Source organism: Streptomyces sp. NPDC048442, from assembly GCF_040651475.1.
Lineage (GTDB): Bacteria > Actinomycetota > Actinomycetes > Streptomycetales > Streptomycetaceae > Streptomyces.
Map to the genome: position 1 here is coordinate 612,116 of NZ_JBEZKB010000001.1, position 24,007 is coordinate 636,122.

General features: G+C 67.3%; 20 protein-coding genes and 3 pseudogenes. 5 read left to right on the forward strand and 18 right to left on the reverse strand.

Annotated elements, in window-relative coordinates:
* Positions 1 to 159 precede the first annotated feature (159 nt).
* The 8 genes from AB0D18_RS02925 to AB0D18_RS02960 form a co-directional block, all read right to left on the reverse strand.
* Entirely contained in the window at positions 160 to 1,224 is a 1,065-nt protein-coding gene (locus tag AB0D18_RS02925; RefSeq protein ID WP_362411657.1) for a 2-aminoethylphosphonate ABC transporter substrate-binding protein, read from the reverse strand.
* Between the two features lie 47 nt (positions 1,225 to 1,271).
* Complete coding sequence (locus AB0D18_RS02930; protein WP_362411660.1) at positions 1,272 to 2,069, reverse strand: ABC transporter permease subunit; 798 nt, start codon at positions 2,067 to 2,069, stop codon at positions 1,272 to 1,274.
* Positions 2,056 to 2,910 carry a 2-aminoethylphosphonate ABC transporter permease subunit gene (locus AB0D18_RS02935; protein ID WP_362411663.1) on the reverse strand — a complete coding sequence of 285 codons (855 nt, stop codon included), beginning with the start codon at positions 2,908 to 2,910 and terminating at the stop codon, positions 2,056 to 2,058. Before AB0D18_RS02935 ends, AB0D18_RS02930 begins: the two co-directional genes overlap by 14 nt.
* A 184-nt stretch (positions 2,911 to 3,094) precedes the next feature.
* Positions 3,095 to 4,162 (reverse strand): ABC transporter ATP-binding protein, encoded by a 1,068-nt coding sequence (locus tag AB0D18_RS02940; RefSeq protein ID WP_362411666.1) that lies wholly within the window; start codon positions 4,160 to 4,162, stop codon positions 3,095 to 3,097.
* Positions 4,159 to 4,866, reverse strand: coding sequence for a phosphonatase-like hydrolase (locus AB0D18_RS02945; protein ID WP_362411669.1), 708 nt, complete (start codon positions 4,864 to 4,866; stop codon positions 4,159 to 4,161). The genes AB0D18_RS02940 and AB0D18_RS02945 overlap by 4 nt, the downstream gene beginning before the upstream one ends.
* Before the next feature lie 8 nt (positions 4,867 to 4,874).
* Positions 4,875 to 5,996 carry a TIGR03364 family FAD-dependent oxidoreductase gene (locus AB0D18_RS02950; protein ID WP_362411672.1) on the reverse strand — a complete coding sequence of 374 codons (1,122 nt, stop codon included), beginning with the start codon at positions 5,994 to 5,996 and terminating at the stop codon, positions 4,875 to 4,877.
* Between the two features lie 152 nt (positions 5,997 to 6,148).
* On the reverse strand, positions 6,149 to 6,913 hold the full coding sequence (locus tag AB0D18_RS02955; protein WP_362411675.1) for a GntR family transcriptional regulator: 765 nt from the start codon (positions 6,911 to 6,913) through the stop codon (positions 6,149 to 6,151).
* Between the two features lie 98 nt (positions 6,914 to 7,011).
* Entirely contained in the window at positions 7,012 to 7,956 is a 945-nt protein-coding gene (locus AB0D18_RS02960; protein ID WP_362411678.1) for a hypothetical protein, read from the reverse strand.
* Positions 7,957 to 8,159: 203 nt separating this feature from the next.
* Here AB0D18_RS02960 and AB0D18_RS02965 point away from each other — a divergent pair, with 203 nt between their 5' ends.
* Complete coding sequence (locus AB0D18_RS02965) at positions 8,160 to 9,269, forward strand: Gfo/Idh/MocA family oxidoreductase (RefSeq protein ID WP_362411681.1); 1,110 nt, start codon at positions 8,160 to 8,162, stop codon at positions 9,267 to 9,269.
* A gap of 259 nt (positions 9,270 to 9,528) precedes the next feature.
* On the opposite strand, the gene AB0D18_RS02970 is transcribed toward AB0D18_RS02965, so the two are convergent.
* The 6 genes and pseudogenes from AB0D18_RS02970 to AB0D18_RS02995 all read right to left on the reverse strand — a co-directional run.
* On the reverse strand, positions 9,529 to 10,389 hold the full coding sequence (locus AB0D18_RS02970; protein ID WP_362411684.1) for a fumarylacetoacetate hydrolase family protein: 861 nt from the start codon (positions 10,387 to 10,389) through the stop codon (positions 9,529 to 9,531).
* A 156-nt stretch (positions 10,390 to 10,545) separates the two neighbouring features.
* The gene (locus tag AB0D18_RS02975; RefSeq protein WP_362411687.1) at positions 10,546 to 11,298 is read right to left on the reverse strand and encodes a YidC/Oxa1 family membrane protein insertase; all 753 of its coding nucleotides are present in this window, start codon (positions 11,296 to 11,298) and stop codon (positions 10,546 to 10,548) included.
* 139 nt (positions 11,299 to 11,437) lie between these two features.
* A complete protein-coding gene (locus AB0D18_RS02980) occupies positions 11,438 to 11,710 on the reverse strand; it encodes a DUF6412 domain-containing protein (RefSeq protein WP_362412145.1) in 273 nt (90 codons plus the stop codon).
* A gap of 112 nt (positions 11,711 to 11,822) precedes the next feature.
* Positions 11,823 to 13,337 (reverse strand): sodium:solute symporter family protein, encoded by a 1,515-nt coding sequence (locus AB0D18_RS02985; protein ID WP_362411690.1) that lies wholly within the window; start codon positions 13,335 to 13,337, stop codon positions 11,823 to 11,825.
* Positions 13,334 to 13,495, reverse strand: a complete 162-nt coding sequence (locus tag AB0D18_RS02990) for a DUF3311 domain-containing protein (RefSeq protein ID WP_362412148.1) — start codon at positions 13,493 to 13,495, stop codon at positions 13,334 to 13,336. The genes AB0D18_RS02985 and AB0D18_RS02990 overlap by 4 nt, the downstream gene beginning before the upstream one ends.
* 206 nt (positions 13,496 to 13,701) lie before the next feature.
* Positions 13,702 to 14,712 (reverse strand): annotated as a pseudogene (locus AB0D18_RS02995) (FAD-dependent monooxygenase); the annotation flags it as partial.
* 34 nt (positions 14,713 to 14,746) lie between these two features.
* On the opposite strand from AB0D18_RS02995, the pseudogene AB0D18_RS03000 reads away from it, so the two are divergent.
* Positions 14,747 to 15,073, forward strand: a pseudogene (locus AB0D18_RS03000) (TetR family transcriptional regulator C-terminal domain-containing protein); the annotation flags it as partial.
* Positions 15,074 to 15,115: 42 nt separating this feature from the next.
* Here AB0D18_RS03000 and AB0D18_RS03005 read toward each other — a convergent pair.
* Positions 15,116 to 15,973, reverse strand: a complete 858-nt coding sequence (locus tag AB0D18_RS03005) for a class E sortase (protein WP_362411693.1) — start codon at positions 15,971 to 15,973, stop codon at positions 15,116 to 15,118.
* A gap of 518 nt (positions 15,974 to 16,491) precedes the next feature.
* Here AB0D18_RS03005 and AB0D18_RS03010 point away from each other — a divergent pair.
* The 3 genes and pseudogenes from AB0D18_RS03010 (at position 16,492) to AB0D18_RS03020 (ending at position 18,907) form a co-directional block, all read left to right on the forward strand.
* The gene (locus tag AB0D18_RS03010) at positions 16,492 to 17,529 is read left to right on the forward strand and encodes an SEC-C domain-containing protein (RefSeq protein WP_362412151.1); all 1,038 of its coding nucleotides are present in this window, start codon (positions 16,492 to 16,494) and stop codon (positions 17,527 to 17,529) included.
* 127 nt (positions 17,530 to 17,656) lie between these two features.
* Positions 17,657 to 17,824: pseudogene (locus AB0D18_RS03015) on the forward strand (ATP-binding protein); the annotation flags it as partial.
* Between the two features lie 138 nt (positions 17,825 to 17,962).
* Positions 17,963 to 18,907: a NaeI family type II restriction endonuclease gene (locus AB0D18_RS03020; RefSeq protein WP_362411696.1), complete on the forward strand. Its 945-nt coding sequence runs from the start codon at positions 17,963 to 17,965 to the stop codon at positions 18,905 to 18,907.
* A gap of 26 nt (positions 18,908 to 18,933) precedes the next feature.
* Here AB0D18_RS03020 and AB0D18_RS03025 read toward each other — a convergent pair whose 3' ends face one another.
* The 3 genes from AB0D18_RS03025 to AB0D18_RS03035 all read right to left on the reverse strand — a co-directional run bounded on the left by AB0D18_RS03025 (position 18,934) and on the right by AB0D18_RS03035 (position 22,932).
* Positions 18,934 to 20,751, reverse strand: coding sequence for a DEAD/DEAH box helicase (locus AB0D18_RS03025; protein WP_362411699.1), 1,818 nt, complete (start codon positions 20,749 to 20,751; stop codon positions 18,934 to 18,936).
* A gap of 5 nt (positions 20,752 to 20,756) precedes the next feature.
* Positions 20,757 to 22,169, reverse strand: a complete 1,413-nt coding sequence (locus tag AB0D18_RS03030) for a transcriptional regulator (RefSeq protein WP_362411702.1) — start codon at positions 22,167 to 22,169, stop codon at positions 20,757 to 20,759.
* 88 nt (positions 22,170 to 22,257) lie between these two features.
* Positions 22,258 to 22,932, reverse strand: coding sequence for a hypothetical protein (locus AB0D18_RS03035; RefSeq protein ID WP_362411705.1), 675 nt, complete (start codon positions 22,930 to 22,932; stop codon positions 22,258 to 22,260).
* Positions 22,933 to 24,007 lie beyond the last annotated feature (1,075 nt).

Consider the following 24,007-nt stretch of genomic DNA (forward strand, 5'->3'; position numbering starts at 1 on the left):
GTTGAGATCGAGGCGCACAAGAATTTGGACCAGACCCGTTACCTTTGCGTGATAACGGTGACTGGTCCAGACTCTTGCGGTGAACCTTGGCCGAATGGTTACCGACGGACGTCGCACCGGCTTCCGGCCGGGCACAACTCCGCCTGTGCAGGGATCGGTTCAGCTTCCGGTGGCGGTCTTCCAGGCGTCGACGTACGCCTTCAGGTTCTTGTCGATGTCCGCCCAGTCCGGCTGGAAGACGTCAACTCCATCGAGCAGCTTGGTGAGTTCGATGGCGTTCGCGTCGGTCGGCTGCACGTCGCCGCGGGCCGGGAAGCCGCCGCCGACGGAGCTGACCTCCTTCTGCGCCTCCTCGCCGAGCATGAAGTCGAGGAGCTTCTTGCCGTTCTCGGTGTGCGGGGCCTTGTTGACGAGCCCGGCAGCGTACGGCAGCGCGAAGGTCGTGGGCTTGCCGCCCGCCTTCGCGGGGAACCAAATGCCGAGATTCGGGGCGGACTTGGCCTGTGCGAAGTTCATCTGCACATCGCCGTTGGCCACCAGGATCTCGCCCTTGTCGACCTTGGGTGCGAGCTTGGAGGTGGAGGAGGACGGGCCGACGTTGTTGACCTGGAGCTTCTTCAGGTACTCCATGGCGGCGTCCTTGCCGCCGAGGTCGTGCATCGCCTTGATGAGGACGGCGGTGCCGTCACCCGCCACACCAGGCGTCGAGTACTGGACCTTCCCCTTGTACTTGACGTCCAGCAGCTCTTCCCAGGTCTTGGGGGTGTCGCCCGCCAGCTCCTTCTTGTTCTTGATGAACCCGAAGTAGTTGTTGACGACCGAAGTCCACTTGCCCTCGCCCGACTTGTCGCCGCCCTTCACCTGGTCGGAGCCGGCCGGCTCGTACTTCTGCAGCAGCCCCTTGGAGTCGGCCTGCTGGATGAACGGCGGGAGCGTGACGATGACGTCGGCCTGCGTGTGGGACTTCTCGCGGACGGCGCGCTGCACCATCTCGCCGGAGCCGCCCTCCACGTACTTGACCTTGATGCCGGTCTTCTTCTCGAAGTCCTTGAAGACCTTGTCGTACCAGCCGTCGCCCTTCTCGCCCTTGAGGCCGTCGGCGCTGTAGACGGTGACGATCTTCTCGTCGGAGGAGGCGGAGGAGGCCCCGCCGCAGGCGGAGAGGGAGCCTGCGAGGACGAGGCTGCCGGTGAGGGCGGCGAGCGGCTTGAGGGTGCGCTGCATGACGTTTCGTATCCCCATCTGTGGAGTGACGTTCAGCGGAGTGACGTTCAGCGGAACGAGGCTTTGGTACGAATGCGGGAGACCGCGAGCAGCACGAGCAGCGTGGTTCCCATGAGGACGACCGCGACGGCCGATCCGGTGAAGAGGGACCCCCGGTCGGTGGCGGTGAAGATCTGCACCGGCAGCGGCATCCAGTCCGGCGGGTAGAGCATCATCGTGGCGCTCAACTCCCCCATGGACAGGGCGAAGCAGAGTCCGGCGGCCGCGTTCAGAGACGGCAGCAGAAGGGGCAGCTTCACCCGCCACAGGACGTACGAGGGTCTGGCGCCGAGCGACGCGGCGGCCTGCTCGTACATCGGGTCGAGACGCAGGATCGCGGCCGAAACCGACTGGTAGGCGAACGCGGTGACAAGAATGGTGTGCGCGAGGATGACGATCCAGCGCGTCCCGTTGAGCAGGAACGGCGGCTGGCTGAAAGCCACGAGCACCGCGAGCCCGACCACCACCGAAGGCACGGCCACCGGCAGCATGAACAGCGCGTCCAGCACCCTCTTCCCGCCCTTCTGGAGAGCTGCCGCGGCGAGGGCCGCCCAGCTCCCGAAGGTCAGCGCGAGGGCGCTGGCGGCGACGGCGGTGACAAGGCTCGTCGTGAGCGCCTGCAGCGACTCGCCGCGCACGGCGGCCCCGTAATTCTCGACGGTCGGCCCGGACGGAAACGCCCCCGACCAGTGCGTCGAAAACGAGGCCCCGAGAATCACCAGCAACGGCAGCGCGAAGAGCGGCAGGAAGAGGAGAAAGAAGACGACCCAGGTCGCCCATTTCCCGGTCCGGCTATGCACCAACACGACGGCTCACCACCCGGTAGATCCCGTAAAGCCCCACAGATATCGCGATGTTGACGACCGCGACCACGCACGCCGCCGGATAGTCCGACTCCAGGATCGCCTTGCTGTAGACCAGCATCGGCAGCGTGGTAACGCCCTTCGCCCCCGTGAAGAGCACGATCCCGAACTCATTCAGACACATCACCAGCACTAGCGAACCACCGGCGGCGAGCGCGGGCAGCGCCTCGGGAAGGATCACCTGCCGCACGATCCGCCAGCTCCGGGCCCCGAGCGAAGAGGCCACTTCCAACTGCGCCGTATCGATCTGCGAGAAGGCCGCCAGCAGTGGCCGCATCACGAAGGGCGTGAAGTACGTGATCTCCGCGAGCAGCACCCCCCACGGCGTGGTGAGGAAATGAAACGGCCCCTCGACGGCCCCCGTCACCCCCGTCCACACCCCATTGGCCATGCCCACGCTCCCGTAAATGAAGAGCAGAGCGAGCGTGATGAGGAAGGACGGAAAGGACAGAAACACATCAATGAACTTCGCGACGGCTCTCCCGCCGGGGAATGGCACAAATGCAATCACCAGCGCAAGGAAGAACCCGAGCACAAGACACCCGACGGTAGCGCCGAGAGCAAGCCACACGGTGGTGGTCAGCGCTTCCCGAAAGACCTCGGAAGCGAATACGTCCCCGTAGGGATCGAACGAGACTTCCCCGCTGTCCGCCGTGATCGACTGCTGGACCACCAGCGCCAACGGATAAAGAAAGACAAGCGCCAACACTGCCACCGGTGGCAGGGCCCACACCCAGCGGGGCACGCCGCGCCCCTGCCCCTTGAAGCCGCCCCCCTTGCGCACACCAGGGCCGCCCCCGCCACCCCTGCGGGCAGCAGGGCCGCCGCCGTCCCTGTGGGCAGCAGGGCCGCCCCTGGGGGCGGAACGGGTGGGCACAGGGGCGGCCCCCGGCGGAGCCGCTCCCCCTGTTCGGCCCGCGCTCGCTACCGCCCGGCCCCCACCCGCTACCGCTCCCACGGACGCCACCTCACCCACCAGAAACCCCCGCCCCCAAAAGCACCGCGTCCTCAGACGCAAAGTGCAAAACCACCGAGTCCCCCAACACCGGCGTCTCCCGCAGCTCCCGCACATCCGCCTTCACCCGCTGCCCCGCCCCCACATCCACGTACAGCCGGTGCGTAGACCCCCTCCACTGCACCTCGCTGATCTTCCCGCGCAGCGCATTGGGCCCTTCCCCGAGCCCCACCAGGTGCGGCCGTACGCAAAGAGTCGCCGTGGCACCTTCGCGGGCCCCCTCGGTGGAGACCTTCAGCTCGACGCCGTCGAACCGGACTCCCCCCGACCCCACCTCCACCGGCAGCAGATTCGCATTGCCCACGAACGAAGCCGTGAACTCCGTCCGAGGCCGCCGGTAGAGCTCCTGCGGCGTACCGCAGTCCTGCAGCCGCGCCTTGTCCATCACCGCGATCCGGTCGGCAAGCGTCAGCGCCTCGACCTGATCATGTGTCACATACAGAATGGGAACGTCGGGCAACTCCCGGTGTAGCCGGGCCAGTTCGGCCAACATTCCCGACCGCAACTGCGCATCAAGCGCTGACAAAGGCTCGTCCAGCAACAACACACCGGGCCGAATCGCCAACGCCCGCGCGATCGCCACCCGTTGCTGCTGCCCTCCCGACAACTCCCTCGGATAACGCTGCGCATAGGCAGCCATCCCGGTCATCTCCAGGGACTCCGCGACCCGCCCCGGGATCTCCGCCTTGGCGACCTTCTGCGCCTTCAGCCCAAAAGCGACATTGTCTGCCACCCGCAGGTGCGGAAAGAGCGCGTACTGCTGGACGACCATCCCGATGCCCCGCCGGTACGGCGGCAGCCCGGTGACGTCCCGCTCCCCGATGAACACCCGCCCTGAAGCGGGCTGTACGAACCCCGCCACCGCCCGCAGCGCGGTCGTCTTCCCGGACCCGGAAGGGCCGAGCAGCGCCATCACCTCGCCCGGTTCGACGGTCAGGTCCAGCGAGTCCAGGACGACGTTCTTCCCGTACGAAACCGATACGGAATCGAAGCGTATGCCGCTGCCCATACCGCTGCTCATCGCCCCAACTCCACGAGCATCGCAGGCAGTTCGGCCACGGACCCGAGCACATGGCTCGCCCCGTGCGCAAGCAGCGCGTCCCGCCCGTGCGCCCCCGTCAGCACACCCGCGACCATGCCCGCCCCGGCCCGTACGCCGCTGAGCATGTCGTACGAGGTGTCACCGACGACCGCGACATCGCCGACCCCCGCCACCGCACCCGTGCGCAGGAACGCGGCGAGCACCATGTCCGGGTACGGACGGCCCCGGCCGCCCGCGTCGGCCGGGCACAGCGTCAGCCCGACCAGGTCCTGCCACCCCAGGGCGGCCAGGATCGCGTCCTGGGTGACCCGGGCGAAGCCGGTGGTCAGCACCACGGTGCGGCCGTCGGCGGCCAGCTTCTCGATGGCCTCCCTGGCCCCGGGGATCTCCTCGATCCGGCCCCCGTCGACAAGCTCCCCGTACGCCTCCTCGAAGGCGGCGTTGGCCTGCTGCGCCAGCGCCTCGTCCCCGAAGAGGTGCCGGAAGACGGAGATCTTGGACTCGCCCATGGTGGCCCGTACGTAACCCAGCTTCTCCTCGAAGTCGGCGGACCCGGGCTCCACCCCCAGCCGCTCGGCCGCCGCCGCGAAGGCCTGCTCGACGAGCCCGCCGTCGGCGACGGTCGTCCCGGCCATGTCGAGGACCACCAGTTCGATCCTGTTGCTGCTCACAGTCGTGCTCATGGAGATACTCACCAGCCCAATTCGTTCGCGGTCTTCTCGGCGATGGCCGGCGAGCAGGTCATCCCGCGTCCGCCGGGTCCGGTCACCAGCCACACCCCACTGCGCACCTGCTCCCGGTGCACCACGCGGCTCTTGTCGGTGCACTGGGCGTACACTCCGGCCCAGCGTCGCTGGATCTTCGGAAGCGGACGCCCCAGGAAGCTCTCCGCCACGGCCTTCACATGCTCGTACGGCTCCTCTTCCACATCGAAGCGGAACGGGTGCTCGTACTCGTGGGTGTCGCCGATGGTCAGCCCGCCGTCGCGCCTCTGCACCATCAGCAGCTGCATCTTGTGGGCGGCGGCGGTCGGCGTCTGGTCCTGCCCCGCATTGAGGGCGTCCAGCGCCTCCCCCGCGTACGCGGGGTAGTAGCGGAAGCTGTCGCCGTCGGCCACCGAGGTGGTGAGGGTCTCGCCGAGAGGCTCGGTCTGCATCATCTGGAGCCGCACCCGCCGCACCGGCAGCGAGGGCACCAGCTCACGCACGAGCCCGCCGAGCCACGCTCCGGTGCACAGGACGACGGTGTCTCCCCGGTGCACGACTCCGTGGTCGTCCCGTACGGCCCCCTCACCGACCACGTCCCGCACCTCGCGCCCACCGAGGAAGGCGTACCGGCCCGACGCCAACAGCGCCTGCTTCAGGGCCAATTGAGCAGTACGGGGTTCGACGGCCGCGTCCCGCTCGCACCACAGCGCGCCGAGGAAGTCGCCGCGCAGGGCGGGGTTGAGGGCCCTGGCCTCGTCGGCCGTCAGCAGCTTGTAGCCACGGGCAGCGGCGTCGTCCCGCTCCAGCACCCCTTGCGCTACGGCGAGTTCGAGTTCCGTACGTACCGGGGTCAGGGACCCGTTGGCCCGGAAGCCCAGTGCGGGAATGCGGGCTCCGATGCCCTCCCACAGCTCGCGGGCCCGCAACGCGGTGTCGAGCTCCTCGCCGGCCGCACGCCCGCTGACCCATATCTGGCCGAAGTTCCGCAGGCTCGCGCCGCGTGCCTCGCTCTCGCGCTCGATCTGTACGACCTCGTGGCCGCGTTCCACTGCGTGCCAGGCGTGCATGGTTCCCACGACGCCGGCTCCAACGACTATGACTCTCACGGCGGCAACAGTCCTCGGGACGGATGACGCGGCCGGATCCACATGGCAACGGCACGGTGAACAGCCACCCAAGGATGGACCAGACCCGTTACGTTCTCGTTATCAACGCAAGCCGTATCGGCCTGCCCCCGGAGCCTGCCCCGGAGCCCCGCTTACGTCAGGAGCTGCGTGGAGAAGCTGAACCTGTCTCCCCGGAACAGCATCCGCACCCGCTCCAACGGACGGCCGCCGACGTCCTGCGACCACCGGTGCATCAGCAGCATCGGCAGCGCGGGCGGCGTCCCGATGAGCAGCGCCTCGCGCGGAGTGGCCAGGACGGTCTCGATACGTTCGTGCGCCCGGCCGAGCCCCACCCCCACGCCCTCGCGGAGGTAGGCGTAAAAGGAGGAGTCCGGCTGGAAGTCGACGTCGAGACGCGGCACGCGCTCCACGGCGACGTAACAACTCTCAAGCCCCACCCGCTCGTTGTCGGCGAGCAGTACCCGCTCCAGGTGCCAGACGGGCTCCCCTGGCTCGATCCCGACGTCGGGTGCGAGCCGGGCGGGGCAGGGGAAGCGCTCCAGGCCGATCAGGTTCCGTCCCGGCCTTCGCCCCTGCCTGCGAACCCCTTCTGTATAACTGGCCAACGACAGGGGCTGTTCGAGCTTGGGCCCGGCGGCGACGGTTCCACGCCCCTGCCGCTTCACCCGCCCCTCCAGCAACAGTTCGCGCAGCGCCTGGCGGACGGTGTCGCGGGCGACTTCGTAGCGCAGGGCGAGGTCGCGCTCGGTGGGCAGCAGCTGGCCCTCCGCCAACTCGCCGACCAGGTCGGAGAGATGGGCCTTGACGGCGTAGTACTTGGGGATGCGTCCGTGCTCCGGGATGCCGGACCGGACGGGCGCGCCGGGGTCCTGGTGGTGCGTGTTCGGGTAGTCCACGTCAGGGATCGTCGCAGATGACGGCGGGCGGGGGCGGTTCGGTACCCGGAGCGCTCGGCAGCGCCGGTCAGCGCTCCGGCGGCGTCCGTCAGCGCTCGTCAGCGCTCGTCAGCGCTCCGATACGGCGTCCGCATCAGCCGCCTCGTCCGCACCGCCGTCCGCATCAGCGTCCGCCGGGAACCCGCCACCAGGGCTCCGCCGCCGAGGACGAGAGCGACGGAGGAGCCCCCCAGCCCGAACAGAAGGCTCGGTCCCGACTGTGCGAGCTCGGGCAGACTCCCGGCCGCTTCCGAGTAACTGCTGTCCCCGGTGAGGATGTTGGGGTCGACGGCGAACCGGTAGTCGGCGGACTGGCCGACCCATTCGCCGTCCTTTCCCTTGCGCTGCACGACGGCGGTGTTGGCGACGACGGTGTTCGGCCGGGCGGCCTCGGTGAACGCGAGCCGCACCTGCACGCTCGCCGTACGGCCAGCCCCGACGGTGAAGCCGGGGGTCCCGTCCCCTCCCCCGGTGCCGAAGACGCCGATGAGCTCGTCCTCGTCGGTACGGATGAAGGGGACGGGGTGCCAGGTGTCGGAGGCGGTGTCGTAGAACTCGGCCCTGACGTGGTCGGGCCAAAGGTTTCTGCTGTGGTCCACGAGGATGAGGACGGGGTGGATGTCGTGGCAGGCGGCACCGGTGTCATTGGTGAGGTCGAGGTACCACTCGGCGCTGTCGCCGCCGGGCTGGTAGGTGCCGGGCCCGCCGTGGATACGCGTACCGAGGGGGAAGTCGACGCTCCGGGGGTCGCCGCAGGAGGGCTGCTGCTGGTCGGCGCGGGGAGCGGTGCCGATGCGGCGGGCCGTGCCGATGCGGGGAGCGGTGCCGATACGGCGGGGGGCGGCGGCTTCCTGGGGGAGGTGGCTCTCCGCGCACTCCGCCCCCTGCCAAGAGGACACCGCACACATCTCCCGCTGCGGAAGAAGGCCGCCGGCCACGGCGGAGGGTGCCGGTACGAGCGTCGCGGCGGTGACTCCCAGTACAAGTGCACTGCACAGTCGCATGAGTTGGCCTCTCCAGGATCGCGAAGGAGCAAACGCATGGCCGAGCACCCGCGCCCGGCCATGGTCCGTGACCCTGCCATGCGGATCAGTTGCGAATGCAGCGCCACGCCCCATACGGCCGAACAGCTCTCAAAACCCCCTCCATCAGCCCCCTGTCGGCTCCCTTTTTGCACTTCCCCACCTGCGTTGTTTAAGTGGAAACCATGACGCCCACACCTGTCTCGCCCGTACCCGCCTCCACCCCTGCCGCTCCCCTCCGGGTGGCCCTGATCGGCTACGGACTGGCGGGTTCCGTCTTCCACGCGCCGATGATCGCCGCAACCGACGGCCTGGTCCTGGACACGGTCGTCACGTCGAGCCCGGAGCGCAGGCAACAGGCCCTCGACGAGTTCCCCGAGGTACGTTTCGCGGACTCGGCCGACGACCTGTGGCCCCGCGCCGGGGAACTCGACCTGGTCGTCATCGCCTCCCCGAACAAGACCCACGTCGCGCTCGCGAAGGCCGCGCTGCACGCCGGCCTGCCGGTGATCGTCGACAAGCCGCTCGCCGGCACCGCCGCCGAGGCCCGCGAGCTGGCGGCCCTCGCCGACGAACGCGGACTCCTCCTCTCCGTCTTCCAGAACCGCCGCTGGGACAACGACTTCCTCACCCTGCGCGCGCTGATCGCGGAGGGCGAGCTGGGCGACGTACAGCGCTTCGAGTCGCGCTTCGAGCGGTGGCGTCCGCAGCCGAAGGGCGGCTGGCGCGAGTCCGGCGACCCGGCCGAGATCGGCGGCCTCCTCTACGACCTGGGCAGCCACGTCGTCGACCAGGCGCTGACTCTCTTCGGGCCGGTGACGCAGGTGTACGCGGAGTCGGACGTACGGCGTCCTGGCGCGGCTGCCGACGATGACACGTTCATCGCCCTCACCCACGCGAACGGGGTCCGCTCGCACCTCTACGTGAGCGCGACCACCGCCCAGCTCGGCCCGCGCTTCCGTGTCCTCGGCTCCCGGGCGGGCTACGTGAAGTACGGCCTGGACCCCCAGGAAGCGGCGCTCCGCGAAGGCAAGCGCCCCTCGCCCTCCTCTGGCTGGGGCGAAGAGGCGAAGGAGATGTGGGGCCGCATCGGCTCCGGCGAATCCCCCCTCACGGGCGGCGGTGTACCGGTCCCCACCCTCCCCGGCAACTACCCCGCCTACTACGAGGCGATCGCCGAAGCCCTCCGCCACCGGACGCCCCCGCCGGTCACAGCCCTGCAGGCGGCCGAAGCTCTCACCATCCTGGAAGCCGCCCAAAAGTCCGCCACCACGGGCACCACCATCCACCTCTGACCCACCTGAGGCCGCTGGCACCCACCCTTAGCCCTCCTGGGCAGTGGGGCAATGTGCGGGTGCGTCGTGGCTGGTCGCGCAGTTCCCCGCGCCCCTAACTGCCTGCCCCTTACCTCCCTAGCCCTCTTGGGCAGCGGGGCCGCCCCCCGGGGGCAGTGGGGTCTCCCCTGCTCGAGCGAAGCCGAGAGCTTGGGGAAGGGTGGGCAAGGGGGCGGCCCCCACGCGGAGCCGCACCCCTCGCCCCAGCCCCAGCCCCCCCCTACGCCCCCTTCAGCTCCTGCCTCTGCCTCCCCAACCCCCCCACCTCAAGCTCCACCACGTCCCCCGCCCGCAAGTAAGGCTTCGGCTCCGGCTGCCCCATCGCCACCCCCGCCGGCGTCCCCGTATTGATGACGTCCCCCGGGTACAGCGTCATGAACTGCGACACGTACCGCACGACCTCCCCCACCCCGAAGATCTGCTCGCCGGTCCGCCCGTCCTGCTTCAGCTCCCCGTTCACCCAGAGCCTCAGTTCCAGCTCCTGCGGATCCGCCACCTCGTCCGCGGTCACCAACCACGGCCCCAGCGGGTTGAACGTCTCGCAGTTCTTCCCCTTGTCCCAGGTGCCGCCCCGCTCGATCTGGAACTCCCGCTCGGAGACGTCGTGCGAGGTCGCGTACCCCGCCACGCACGCGAGCCCCTCCTCCGCGCTGTCCAGGTACCGGGCCGTCCGCCCGATGACGACCGCGAGCTCGACCTCCCAGTCCGTCTTCTCGCTGCCGCGCGGCACGAGCACGGTGTCGTAAGGGCCGACCACCGTGTCCGGCGCCTTGAAGAAGAGGATCGGCTCCTCGGGGATCGGCGCCGCGGTCTCCCGCGCGTGGTCGTGGTAGTTCAGCCCGATACACACGATCTTGCCGATCCGCCCCAGCGGCGGCCCGACCCGCAGCCCCGCCGCGTCCAGTACGGGCAGCGTCCCCGCCCGCGCCGCCTCCCGGATCCGCTCCAGACCTGCGGCATCGGCCAGCAGAAGGCCGTCGATGTCGTCCACGACACCGGACAGGTCCCGTACGGTCACTCCGTCGCCGTCGAGGAGCGCCGGACGTTCAGAACCGGCAGTTCCCACACGCAGCAGCTTCATACGATTGATCTCCTTGTGGTCGAAGGTCGCGCCCAACCCGACCGCTGATGATGTGCTGCGGCCCGGCCACCGGAGAATTGTCCGATCCTCCAAGGTCGACGCCCTCTCCGCAAGACCACGCCCACTGCGTGGACCACCCCCGGCCCCGCGTCAGCCCTACGCCAGTACGGGAACCTCGCTCGCACCCTTCTGCTCCCGGTGCAGCCAAGCCCGCTCCGCCACGGTCCACGCGGTGGTCGTGGCCACGTACAGCCCGGCCGCCAGCGGCAGCACCATCGCGGAGATCAGGGTCCCGAACGACAGCAGCGGCATCCACTTGACCAGCCCCGCCCCGACCCCCTCGCCCGCTCCACCCGGAAGCTGCGGAACATCGGAATGGGCCGCATTCCGCCGCGCCCGCAGGAACGACCAAGTGGCAACCCCCGCCATCACCACGAAAAGCCCCACATACACAAGCCCCTGCGCCCCAAAAACGCCCCCGTGTGCCAGTGCATCACTCCACCGCGACCCGAGCGGCGCAGCAAAGAGCCGGTGCCCGAGAAGCTCATTCACCTTTCCCCCGACCTCCGCCGAGGAGAACACGTGATACATCACGAAGAAGACCGGCAGCTGCACCAGCGTGGGCAGCATCCCGGAGAAGGGCGAAACCTTCTCCTTCGTATGCAGCGCCAGGATCTCCTTCTGCATCCGCTCCGGATTCTTCGCGTACTTCTTCCGTACGGCGGCCAGTTTCGGTGCGATCTTCGCCCGCGCCTTCTCGCCGCGTACGGCAGCCCGTGCCAGCGGATGGAAGGCAATACGTACCAGCATCGTAAAGACGACAATGGCGGCGGCGGTCGCGAAGACGGCGAAAGCGGGCTCCAGAAGCGCGGCAAGCCACTCGACAAGGGAAGCGAAAAGGGAATACACGGAAGAGCCCTCCGGGGGTCTCGTCGTACCGAAGAATGAGAAAAATCAACATCGGTATGACGACCCACGAGGGGCTGTCGGCAAAGGTGTACAGCTACACCGTGCAACTATCCCGTGCAGCTGTCCCGTGCAGTTACCCCTACGCGGCCGTCGGAGACAGCCGGCCCGGGGCTCGCGGACGGGGCCTGCCCGCCGCGTCGGGGTCACGCTGGGCCAGGAAGGCAGTACGCCGCTCCCGGTCGCGGATGGCGGTGCGCACCTTCGTACGCGGCACTGTCGGCACAGTACGCCCGGAGATGACCGCGCAGGCGATGAGCGCGGCACCGGCGGTGGCGGTCGCGGCGAGCGCGACAGCGCCCGCGAAGCCGAAGCCGCCGAGGTCGAAGAGGACCTGGGTCAGCAGGAAGAACATCAGCAGCGCATAGCGCGCACGCCCTGCTTTCCTGATCACACCCACCCCTCCCGCTCTCTCTCCGTGACTGCCCCGGCACCCGCCGCGACAGTCTTCCACTACTCAACTCGCGTCAGCTTGCCACGAGTTCCTCGCCCTTGACCAGTGGGCCCGGCTGTGGATCACGGGCCAGCACTTCGTCGTCGGGCCGCTCGTCACGATCGCCCGGCCCGCAGAAGGAGACGGTGAGAGCGACGAGAAGGTTGAGTGCGAGCGCCAGAATTCCGGCGTTCATGCCCCACACGGGATCGTGCCCGCTGAACACCAGCGCACACACGGCCCCCACCCCCACCACCAGCCCGCTCAACGCCCCGGCAAGGGTCAGCTTCCGCCACACCAGCCCCAGCAGCAGCATGGGCAGAAGCTGCGCCATCCCCTCGTACGAGATCAGCGACAGCCGTACGAGGGTGTTCGGCGCGGTGTACGTGAGCACGAGCGCGAGCGCCCCCGCGACGACCACCACGACCTGCGAGGCCAGCTTCTCCCGCCCGTGCCACTTCGGTACGAGCCCAAGCACGCTGCGCCCCCACATCGTGCCGATGACCAGCATGAACACGGCCATCGGCACGATCGACGACAACGCGGCGGCAACTCCGACGACCCCCACCACCCAGGCCGGCAGCGAGTCGACGACCAGCTTGAAGAGCGCCAGGTTGGAATCGGCCCCCACGAGCCCGGGCACCACGAACAACGCCGCGATCCCCAGCAGCATCGGAATGAACAGCAGCACGTTGTAGGCGGGCAGCCACATCGCGTTGCGCCGCAGCCCGTCGGCGGACCGCGCCCCGAGATATCCGGCCACCGTCGTCGGGAAAATAACCACCGTCAGAGAATTCAAGAAAGACGTGGTAATGAACCACACCTGCCCGAACCCGCTCTCCCCGTGCCCGGGAAACGTCAGCCACTCCGACTTCTCCGCCACCACCCGGTCCAGGAACGGCTCGTACCCCCCGAAATAATGCAAGGGCACATATACGGCCAGGAACCCCAGTGTCAGAATCACCATCCCGTCCTTCAGGACGGAAACCCAGGCACTCCCCCGGAGCCCGCTCACCACCACAAAGCCAACGGTCACCGCAAACCCGATGAAATAAGCCCAGTTGAGACTGATCGCCCCGTAAGAAATGGTCGAAACGACCACGCCCATCCCCGTGATCTGCAACTGGATGTACGGCAGCAGAAACACCGAAGCGAGCACGGCGACGACCGCCCCCACCCACTTCTTCCCGTACCGATGGGCAACCATGTCCGTAATGCCGACCAGCGAATGCCGTCGCGCATAAGCCCACAACATCGGCCCGACGACGTACCCCACCGCATAACCGCAGGACATGTAGGCCACGACGTACAACACCGGAGCCCCGTAGTTGTACCCCCACCCCGCAGCACCCAGATAACTGAAACTCGTATAACCCTCGCCCGCCATCAGCACCCAGATAAAGACGGCCCCCAGGCTCCGCCCACCCACGGACCACTCGGCAAGCCCCCCGCTCCCGCCGCCACGCCCCCGCATGGCAAGCAGCCCGAGCCCGACCGTCCCCACCATGAAAGCGCCAAAGATGGACGTAGCCACCACTGCGGAACTCATCGCCTGTGATCCCCCCGCCAGGTCATCCACACGGCAACGGGCGTGAGCAACGTGGCCCCCAACAACCAGACAAACAAGAACGGCAGCCCCAGCACCACCGGCTGCACCCGGTTCACCAGTGGCAGCGCCCCCAGATACAGCACATAGGGCACCAACAACCACAACAACTGAGGCCGCCGCCGAAGCACATGGGGCACCTGGGGCACCTCCGGCTCATGCGGCTTCCGGGACTTGCGGGGCTCACGCGACGTACCCGAGGCACGGGGAAGATCACTGGACACGCCCGCGACCCTAAGGCCTCACCCCGTGGCGCGTCCTCAACTCGCACCCTCAACTCGTACTCAACGCGTCCCCCAACGCCTCCTCAACGCGTCATTGACCGGCCACGGGGCGGCTCCGGTGGCGTCCAGTCCGCATGCCGCAGGATGGCGCGGACGGTCGCGCCGGAGGGAGCCAGCCGGAGAACGGTGTTGCGCGCGGCGACGGCCAGGGGATGCGCCAGTTGCTGACCCATCCGGCCGGCCCGGCGGGCGTCGCGTGCGACGGACTGGCTGCGCGGCCGGCGCTCGGCGTCGTACCGGGCCAACGCCGCTTCGACGGTGGGCCCGGTGGCGAGCGCGGCGGCCAGAACGGCCGCGTCCTCCAGTGCCTGACAGGCGCCCTGGCCGAGGTTCGGGGTCATGGCGTGGGCCGCGTCTCCGAGCAGCGTGATCCGGTCTGCGGTGAAGGCGGGCAGGGGCGTCGCGAGCTCGTGGATGTCGTGGTGCAGGACGGCATCGGGCCGGGTCGCGTCGAGCAGTGCGGGGATCGGATCGTGCCAGGAACCGAAGCGGCGGCGCACCGCGGCGAGGGCGTCCGTATGCCGCACCCCGGGCGGCGAGTTGAGCACGGCGTGCCACTCCGCCCGGCCGTCGGCGAATGCGATGTGGCCGAACTCGGCGCCCTTCCCCCAGGTCAGCTCGAAGTCGGTGGCCAGCGCGACCGGGTGCTCGGTGAGGGCCCGCAGTACGGTCGACCCGCTGTAGGCCGGGCCGGGGTGCTGGGGGAACAGCTGGGCCCGCAGCCGGCTGCCCACTCCGTCGGCGGCCACCACGAGATCCGCCTCCAGGTCCGTCTCGCGGGTTCCCTCCAGGGCGCTGCCCTTGAGTAGGGGTATCCGTACGCGGCCCGGGTCGGAGCGGTCGACGGACGTCACCTCGGCCCCGACCACCAGGCACTCGGCGGGCAGCGCGGCGCGCAGCACCTGGTGCAGTACGGCCCGTGGAATACCCACGATGGGCGTGCCCAGCTCGCGTTCGAGGGCGGTCCCGTCCATCCGGGCCAGCCAGCCGCCACCGGGGACGCGGGTGCCGCCGGTGTACTGAGGCCGGGCGGAGTACCAGGCCGCCGGGGAACAGACGCCGATGCCGCAGAACGCCGAGGAACTGGTGGCCGGACTCGCCGCCTTCATCGAGCAACGGCTCACGGGCGACGGACGGCTGCGCTCCCTCGCGCGCTACGCGTGCGCGATCGAGAGCGTGCACCACTCCGAGCTGCGGGAGATCCTCGTACCGCGCCAGAACGCAGCACGCCAAGCCGTCCACGAATTCCTGGCCACGCAAGGCGTCGAAGCCGCCGACGACCGTACAGTCACGCTCCTGACCTGCGTGGACGGATTGGTCTATGACCGCCTGGTGGGCGGCGGATCCGTGTCGGAACAGGAGATCCGAGGACTGGTGACGGCGGCACTCCGCTAGTCACCCAGTCACCGCTGGTCACCTAGTCACCTAGTCACCTAGTCACCGAGGCCTCATCCGCACCAACTTCCCCCACACCACCAGCCGGTACTTCGACGTGAACTCAGGGGTGCAGGTGGTGAGGGTGAGGTAGTAGCCCGGCTCGCGATACCCGTACCCCGCCCTGACCCCACTGCGCGGCACGCTCCCGATGACCTCCACATCCCGGGCGGACGTCTGCGGCACACCCCCACTCACCACGTACGTAAAAACAGCCTCACGCGTCTCGACGGTCAGCTCGTCCCCCGCCCGCAACCGGTTGATGTAGCGGAACGGCTCCCCATGCGTATTGCGATGCCCGGCCAACGCGAAGTTCCCGGCCTGCCCCGGCTGAGCGGTCCCGGGGTAATGCCCGACGTACCCCTTGTCCAGCACGCCCCGCTTCCCCACCCCCTGAGCGACAGGCGCCACCACGCCCACCTTCGGAATCCGGATCACGGCATAGGCCTGATCCCAACGAGGAGGCCCCACCCGCTGCTTCCCGCCCTCGCCCCCGCTCCCGGCCCCGCCTCCGGTTGTCCCGGATCCACCTCCTCCGCCGGATCCGGCCGAGGCCGCACCCGCCCCCTCGCCGGCGGACCCACCCGAGGAGCCGACTGACCCAGAGTCCGCCGAGGAGCCCAAGTCCCCAGAAGACCCCCCGCCCCCACCGGACTCGCCCTCCACTCCAACCCCAGCCCCCGTGCGCACGCCCCCGCTCTCTCCCGGCCCCTCCCACTCCCTCTCCAAGGCCCGAACGGTCTCCTCAGCCCCACCCCTGGCCTCGCGATTCGTCCACCACACCTGATGCACCACCAACAGCATCAGCAGAACCCCACAGGTCACAAAGACCTCACCCCCCACCCAGAGCCCCCGCCCCACCCGCCCCCGCCGAGGCCTCCACCGCTCCCCGGACGCCCGCCGCCAAACCCCCACACCTACACGCCACCGCCACCCTGCGGGCACGCGTGCCCGCCCCCGCTCTGTGGGCAGCTGGGCCGCCCAGAGGGCGGAACGGGTGGGCACAGGGCGGCCCCCGCGCGGAGCCGCTCCCCTAGCTCCGGCCCACGCTCGCCCCCGTACAACCGCACCCCGTACAACCGCACCCCGCACCCGGCCACGCCCCCGACCGCCCCACCACCCCCGCACCGCCACCACTCCCACCACCACCCATGCCGCCAATGCCGCCGCCACTCAACAGGCCGCGCAAAGTAACGCCTCCCTCCTCAACTCACCACCCCCACGAGCGACGTTCCCACCCCACCCCGCCGGGGAACGCTCCCCTCATGCCCAACCCCACCCCCACCCCTCCCCCCGCTTCCGCTGCTTCCACCACCACCGCGAACACGGACCCCCAGGTCCCTCTCACCCGCGCCCCGTACAGCAGTACGGTGTCCCACATGCGCCCCGACACGCCTTCGCCCGCCGACCACACCACCGAAGCCGAGCGTCTGCTGCGCACCGCGGCGCAGTACCCGGAGGACCAGGAGCCACTGCTCCTCCAGGCGGCGGCCCACCTCGAACTCTCCGGAGACCGGGCCCGAGCCGCCACCCTCTACGACCAGCTGCTCACCTCGACCGCTCCGGTCGCCGAGAACCCGCCCCTCATCAAGGCGCTCAAAGCGGCGAACCTCTGGGAGTACGGGCACGAGGCCGAGGCCCGCGCGATCATCGACGGGATCCGCGCCGCCGCCCCCCGTACCCCGGAACCGTGGGACATCATCGCCGAGGCCCTCGAACAGCACGACGACCTCCAGGCCTCCCACGACTGCTACACGACGGCCCTGACCCTCCTCGTAGACCCCTCCGACGACGAGATCCCGTACACGACCCAGTCCCTGCTCGCCGGCCGCCACCGGGTCCGCCGCATGCTCGGCAAGGCGCACGACAACTGGGACGCCCTGGCCGACCGCACCCACACGTCCACCCACACGGACGGCATCTCCCTCGACGAACTCCACGACCCGAAGCGCCTCTGGGCCCTCGGCTCGGACAACCCGGCCGAGCTCAAGGCTGAAATCGCCCGGCTACGAGCCGAGTTGGGCAGCTACCGGGCCGCGCTCTCCCGCCCGTTCCCGGTAGCACTCCTGCACTGGCCGGCCGCCGACCTGACCGAGCTCCTCGCGACGTACCCCGGCCTCCAGCCCGAGTACCCCTCCCACGAGGCCCACCTCACCCGCCTCGAATCGTCCCTCCGCGAACTGGCCGCCACCGGCACCCCCAACCTCGGCATCGTCACAGGCTCCATCCCCTCCTACGAAGCCTTCGCCGCCTCCGAACGCACCACCCCCGACTCCATCCCCCTCCTCGCCGAATACGCCACCACCCTGGCCGCCCGCGGCAAGGCCACCCCCTGGCCCCCGGCAAAAACCGCGACGTGCTGGTGCGGCTCCGGAACCACATACCGGGACTGCCACGGGGTGCCGGATCTGGCCTAACGCTCACGCCTGACGCACGAACTGCACGAGGCGCCCCACACAAGGCGCCCCACTAGAAGGCCTTTCGGCCAGGGTTCCGCGACTTTCACCCCTGGCCACGCCTCGTGCAGTCGCCTCCCCCTGATGCCCTGCACGTGGAGGCGAGGCGCTGACCCACCAGGGCTACAGCTTCGAGGCAGCGGTCGCTGACCTCGTCGATAACTCGCTCGACGGCAGAGGCGTCATCAGCTTCCTCCATGACAGAGACCGATTGGTCCGCCTCCTCATAGTCGACGACGGCCAGGGTATGGACGAGTCCGGCCCAACGATGGAATCGCGCCAGTTCGCAGGCGCTGGCACAGACTCCGACAGGTAGCCTCAATGCCCGCCTGACCAGCAACTCACAGAACTGGACTGCCACTTGCTCCAGCCGGATGTATCCGCCGCTGTCAACATGCACTCACAGCTCTTCCTTCAGGAAGACCCAGAGCTGGCGGCGGTGTACGCGCGCCTTGGACAGCTCGACCCCACCGGCCAGCGTTTCGCAGCAGTCCTCCGGAACACGATCGACCAGTTGCTCAACGGAGAGGTCACCGGCCGCTACGACTGGAAGGATCTCTTCAAGACTGAGAAGACCCACGCAGGCACGATCGTCGAGATCAACCTCCAGCGGGAGTTCAGGTTCGACGACGGTGTCGACATGGACTACCAAATCGCAGGCTTCGACGTGGACTGCAAGTACTCCCAGACCTTCGGCGGCTGGATGATTCCCCCCGAAGCCGTAGGACATCTATGCCTGCTCGTATGGGCTAACGATTACCAGAGCCGCTGGAGCGCGGGCTTGCTCCGGATAGACCGGGCATGGCTCAACACGGGGAACAACCGCGACAAGAAGCTGACCGTCAAGGCCGAACACCGGAACAAAATCCTCTGGCTCTGGCACGACGCGGACCTCCCCGAGAACGTTCTCCTGCACCTCAGCCCCGTGGACCAGGCAGCCGTCTTCGCGCCGAAGTCCGGCCAGGCCCGCCTCAACGAGCTCTTCCGGCGCGCCCAGGGACGCCGCATCGGCCGCAATGTCGTACGCACGGTCGCGCAGCAGAAGGACTACATGAAGCGCGTACGCGGGAACGGTGGTGCACGGTCCGCGCTCCGGGATGAAGGATTCCTGATCATGGGGGACTACACCAGCCATCAGGACATCGCACGCCAACTGCAACTCCCAGTGCCGCATGAAGGCGAGTTCGTCAGCGCGCGAGTTGTCACTGTTGTCCCTGAAGACGTGGCACGCCCGCACATCTTCCTTGACGGCCGGCACTGGGCTCTCGCCCACTCTGAGGACCTCCCGGCCAGAGGTCCGGTTCTGCCGGACCTCCGTGCGGCTCAGCGCGCCGAGTAGCGAACTCCCTGAAACGGGGCCCCCACCTACGCGTCAGATGAATCCAAGTGGCCCAGAAGTGCCCGGATATCCGCCGTATCCATTCCTTCAGTGGCAGGCGCCTCCTCTTGAAGGTCGCCAAGTTGCTGAACGGAAGGGTCATCCAGGATTCGGCCCATAAACTCCAGTTTTTCCTGCAGCCGCATGGCTACGATCTCGTCAACGGTCCGGCGCGCTGCAAGTACCGTCACTCTGGTTTCGGTGCCCGGCGCAAGGCCAAGCCGGTGGATTCGGTCGAGACTCTGAAGGAATCGGCCCGCCATGAAGTCCCGGTCCACGTAGACGGCATCGTGGCAGATCTGGTGGAGGCTAATACCCTCACCTAGCGTCGCAGGGTTCGAGATAAGGACCATGCAGTCCGGATCCTCACGGAAGCGGCGCAGTTGCTCCTCCCGGTCGGGCGTCCCGCCATGGACGGCTGCCGGCTCGTACGGGGCGAGAAGTTGTTCCAGCGTCGTGAGACTACGAACAAAGGTCGTCCAGACCAGCGTCTTACGTCCCGCAGTGGCATTCCTCCGGACAATCTCCTGAGTTTCCCGGTATTTGGGAGAAAGTTCATGGCTCGGCAAGCTCCGCAGCAACGACCTCAGGGAAGCGTCTGGTGAAGCCTCGACCAACTGTGCAGGATGGGAAAGCGGCTCATACCGGGTTGCTCCTTCCGCGAGCAGCGCCGGACTCGTTGCGGCCATGAGCATGCGCAGCATGGCCTTCCCCAGTGACTCAAGGTCCCCACGCCGACTTGAGGCTTCTCCCTTGAGCGCCTTGTAGATCTCCTCGTGGAGCGGTGGCAGATCTACGTACTGGATCTTGGGTTCGAAAGGCGGAAGGCCTAGCTCGTTCTTCGTCGTACGAGTGAAGAGCGGACGAAGGACAGAGCTCGCGTGAGCCAGGTCGCCTCCGCCCACCGCATCTGTCACCACCCGCTTTCCATGCCCTGGCCATACGAAAGAAAGCAAATTCTCAAGGTCTCTGGCTCCATTAGGGGCTGGGGTGCCCGTCAAGATCAATCGTCGCTCGGCAAGAGGTCCCAGCGCCAGACAAGCCGCCCCATAGGTTCCGCTAGCGCCGAGTTTCATCCGATGCGCCTCATCGAGAATGATCATCGAAGGGGCGGACCGGAGCCACGAGGCGAGACCAGCAACCGAACGGCCCAGCCGCTCATAGTTCACGATCAGTACTTCGGCGCTCGGATCGGGAGAGCTCCCCATGATGGACGTACGCAGAGGGGTCTTGAAGCAGGTCGTACTCTCGTACTGCCAGGCTTCATAAGCCGACTTGGGGCCAACCACCAACAGGCGCTGCACCGCCCCCCGCTCCCTCATCGCGGAAAATACCGCAAGCCCCACCCTGGTCTTGCCCGCACCGGGAACACTGAAATTCGCCCCATGCCGCAGGGACAGCAAACGTGCAATATCCCTGCGCTGGAAGGGAGTGAGGTCAGCGGTCCAGTCCGAGCCGATCAGTGCATCAAGGTCGTCAGGCTCGACCCTGTCTTCGGGGTGCGGGGCATCTCCCTGGATGCTCTGTTCAGCCGTTGCGGCATCGTCCAGAACTCCGTTCACGAGGCCGACAAGAGCGCCCTCCCACTCGACACCTTCGTGCGCCCAGGTTGCGAGTTCACTCAAGCCAACGAGGAAATCATCCAGATCCAGCTCTGCAACCAGCGGACTCCTCTGGCCTCCCACCGAAAAGCGGGCAATCAACGCAGAGAAGTCGCTGGTGAACTCGGACCGGGTACGCAGGACAACCCGAGTACGGGAAGCGTCAAAGTCGAGCCAGAGCGAAGGACCCCCGGGGTCAGCCATCGTAGTTACCGGCCCTCAATAGTTGCTTCGCGCAGCCAGCTGACACCCTCTCCCGGCAGCGGGATGCTCTTACCCGCCTCCACGGCAAGGCGCCCCATCACAGTGCGCAGGACGATCAGGGCATCATCAAAGGCCCCCTCATCCAGGCTGCCGTTTCCTCGCGCCAACACGAGGTCAGTGATGCACTGCTCCAGATCCTTGCCGGCGTCCAGTACCCGGTCTGGGGCCGCCTGCCGCTTCTTCCGCAGACGGTGATCCTTCCCGGCGAACTCGATTGCCTCCTCAAAGGCATCCTTGATTTCCGTAACTGCCTGAGAGGCGGTGCTGAGCTGTTCCGGCGTTGCTTTGTCATCCGCGACCTGGACCGCCCTGGCGCGCAGCAATGAGTCCGTCAGCGCACGGGCTGCCGCAACCGGGGCGCCGGCGGACTGAACCACCCTGTTGAGGCCCGGAATGGAAACTGCAGCAGGAGCAGCAACGGGCCCCTTCACTGATGCCGGGAGGCGCTGTTCGAGGAAACGGGCCTGGAAATCGGAACTGATATAGCGAACATCGGTCTTGGAGAAGTCAAGGGCGATAGCTGCCAGTCGAGCCTCCTTGAGAAGATCGGCCTTCTCTTTGTTCTTTCCATGCTCTTTGGTGTACGCACGGAAGAGCTCGAACAGCTTTTCCTTCGCTTCTTCGAAGTCCATGAGCCGCAGGGAGAGGCCGCCCGTCGAGCTACGCCGGACCAAATCGTGAAGCTGGCTCAGGATCCAGAGGTCCCGCTCGCAGGCAGGCTGGGTCGTACGGAAGTTTCGGGCCACTTCTGAGAGCGGCCTGCCAATCTTGACCTGCTCCTCCAGGGCGAGCAAGTGGTTGATGTAGGAATAGGGCCGTCGCTCGTCGGGGCGCAGCTGGAGCGACAGCTCCACCGCATGGATGTCTGCCTCAGTGCACGAAGCCGGCAGCACAGCAACCCGGATGCTGGGTACTCCGAGTTCCTTCAGAGCAGCGCGGCGGGTGTTGCCATTGACGAGGATTCCCTCGCGGGTAATCAGGCCAGGCTCGTTCTGTTTGTGCTGCTGCAGGCTTTCCATCAGCGTTATGAATGCCGGGTCCCGCTTCTTCGGGTCCGCCGGGAGCGCAGTCAGCAGGTAATGCAGATACTCCTGGCTCTCATCGCTCCACGGGTCTTCATCCAGTTCCTGGTCTTTGACCGGGTCATGGCTGCGCTGTGCTCGGATCCGATGGGTTCCTGGATTGTAGAAGAGCTGATTCACAGGCATATCGATAACTTCGATGTGCCGGGGCTGCCCACGAAATTCGACCGTCAAGGTCTCAGCAACGCCCTGCCCCTCGTGAACCTCCTTGAGCCTCTGCTCTACCAGAGCTTGATTCTCGTTCGAAATCGGCGGGATACCGAACTGCGCAGACATGTCATGCCTTTCATGCTTACAAATATTCTCAACAGTGCTTCGGGTGCGGGGACAGCCCTTGTGTCCCCGTACCCCCTACCCGGTGGACCTACTGCAGACCTTCCTTGAAATGATCACGGGCATCGGTCGGCAGGGTCCGGAACGCTGCCCACAGATCTTCGATCTCACTGAACTCCCGGCGGTCCTGCTCCACCCAGCCAAGAAGGATCTTCTTTTCGATCGCCGGCAGAGCGGTGGCACGCGCCAGAAGCGCACCCATGTCCGCGACAAGATCCCGGTCACCCACACGGCAGCGGTTGCACTCGATGATCAGCTGAAGTTCAGTGGTCCCGTCCGCCACCCGGACAGGCCGACGGGCGATGTCGAGCTGTGAGGTCACATCCGTACCCACATAGTTCTCACCGGGTCCGATTCCACATGAGCGGCACTTGTGCCCGTCGCGCGTGAGAAGCGAACGCCGCTGAGAGGCATTGACCGCCGCGCCGGCCTTACGTGTCGCCTTACCGGGTTCCCAGACCGGCTCTCCCTGCCGGACAAAACGCTGCTCGTGCGCATCGAGAGTTACGTCTTCGCGCTTCGTGTCGATCTGCCAGTCAAAGTCACGAAGGTCACGCATGCGACGGTCAATCTGAGCAACTTCAGGAAACGCTTCCCTCAACTGTCCCTTGGTGAAGCTATTCCCCACACCTACCTCCTGAACGAGCCAGAGCCCAGCGCGCTTCATCGTGCCGAGCTTCTCATCCGTCCAGATGGGCATGTTCATGCGCACACGTCACCTTTCGTATGGGCGTCGCAGCCGATAATTCGGAACCCGGCATCAGCTCGCATCACCCCGTTGGCTTCTTCCTCCTCAAGAGAACGGCACCAAGCAGCTGAACGGAAGCTCGTTTCTGTCCCACTTGAAGTCAGGACAGAAGGCTCTCCCCACAGCCCTCACCTGCAGGTGACAATCTCTCAGGGAGAACCCCCAACAACGTGGCTCAGCCAGGGAGTAGAGATGCCGAAGCGCGGTAGGTACGGGCTGCTGACCTGCCCGCCCGGGCCACAGAGAGACCTGGCCTTGGCCGTCCGGGACCTTTGCGCCGCCATCAAGATCTCCAAGACCCCTCCCGCACAGCAGCCTCAGCAGCTCTCACTTGCAGGCATATGCAGGGAACTTGACCAGCGAGGCGCAAACCCTCCCGTGTCAAAGTCAGTCCTGTCCGATCTGATCCACGGCAAGCGCAAGCGACCCGCACTTGAGCCTCTCAAGTCCGTACATGCTTTGGCATATGAGCACGCCAGCAGCACCGGAGACCCCGTTATCTCCTGGGAGGATCTGGCAAAGCTGTGTCAGTCCGTACGGGAGCACACCGGTCCCTCACCCTCAATGCCCTGCGCGAACTGTCCTGCCCTCCATCCCGAGGACAAGCCGGCTGGTCTCGCCGTGAATCACCTGAGCAGCCCCCCTGAGCTTCCAGTTGTGTTGCCGGTCCCCCTCGCGGAGGGGGACCGGCAACACAACGGAGATGCAAGCCCACCCTGGCCGGCCCTGCAGGGACTCACCGATCGGTTCGCGGCAGGGCAACACGCAGACGCGGCTGGTGTGCTGCGTCACCTCGGCAGGCAAGCAAGCGTCCCAGAGACGGCCCTGGCCATCGCCACATGCCGGCATCATGGGCTGCATGAGGCGGTCGATGTGATACTCCACTACGCGTCACAGAGGGACGAGCGGGCAGTGATGTCCCTGACGCAGAAGCTGCTGAACGATCAACAGCAGGCCACTGCCGGCATACTGCTCGACTTAGCACTCGGCTCCTGAACCCGCCGTACATACTGCCCGCCGCCGGCAGTATCGG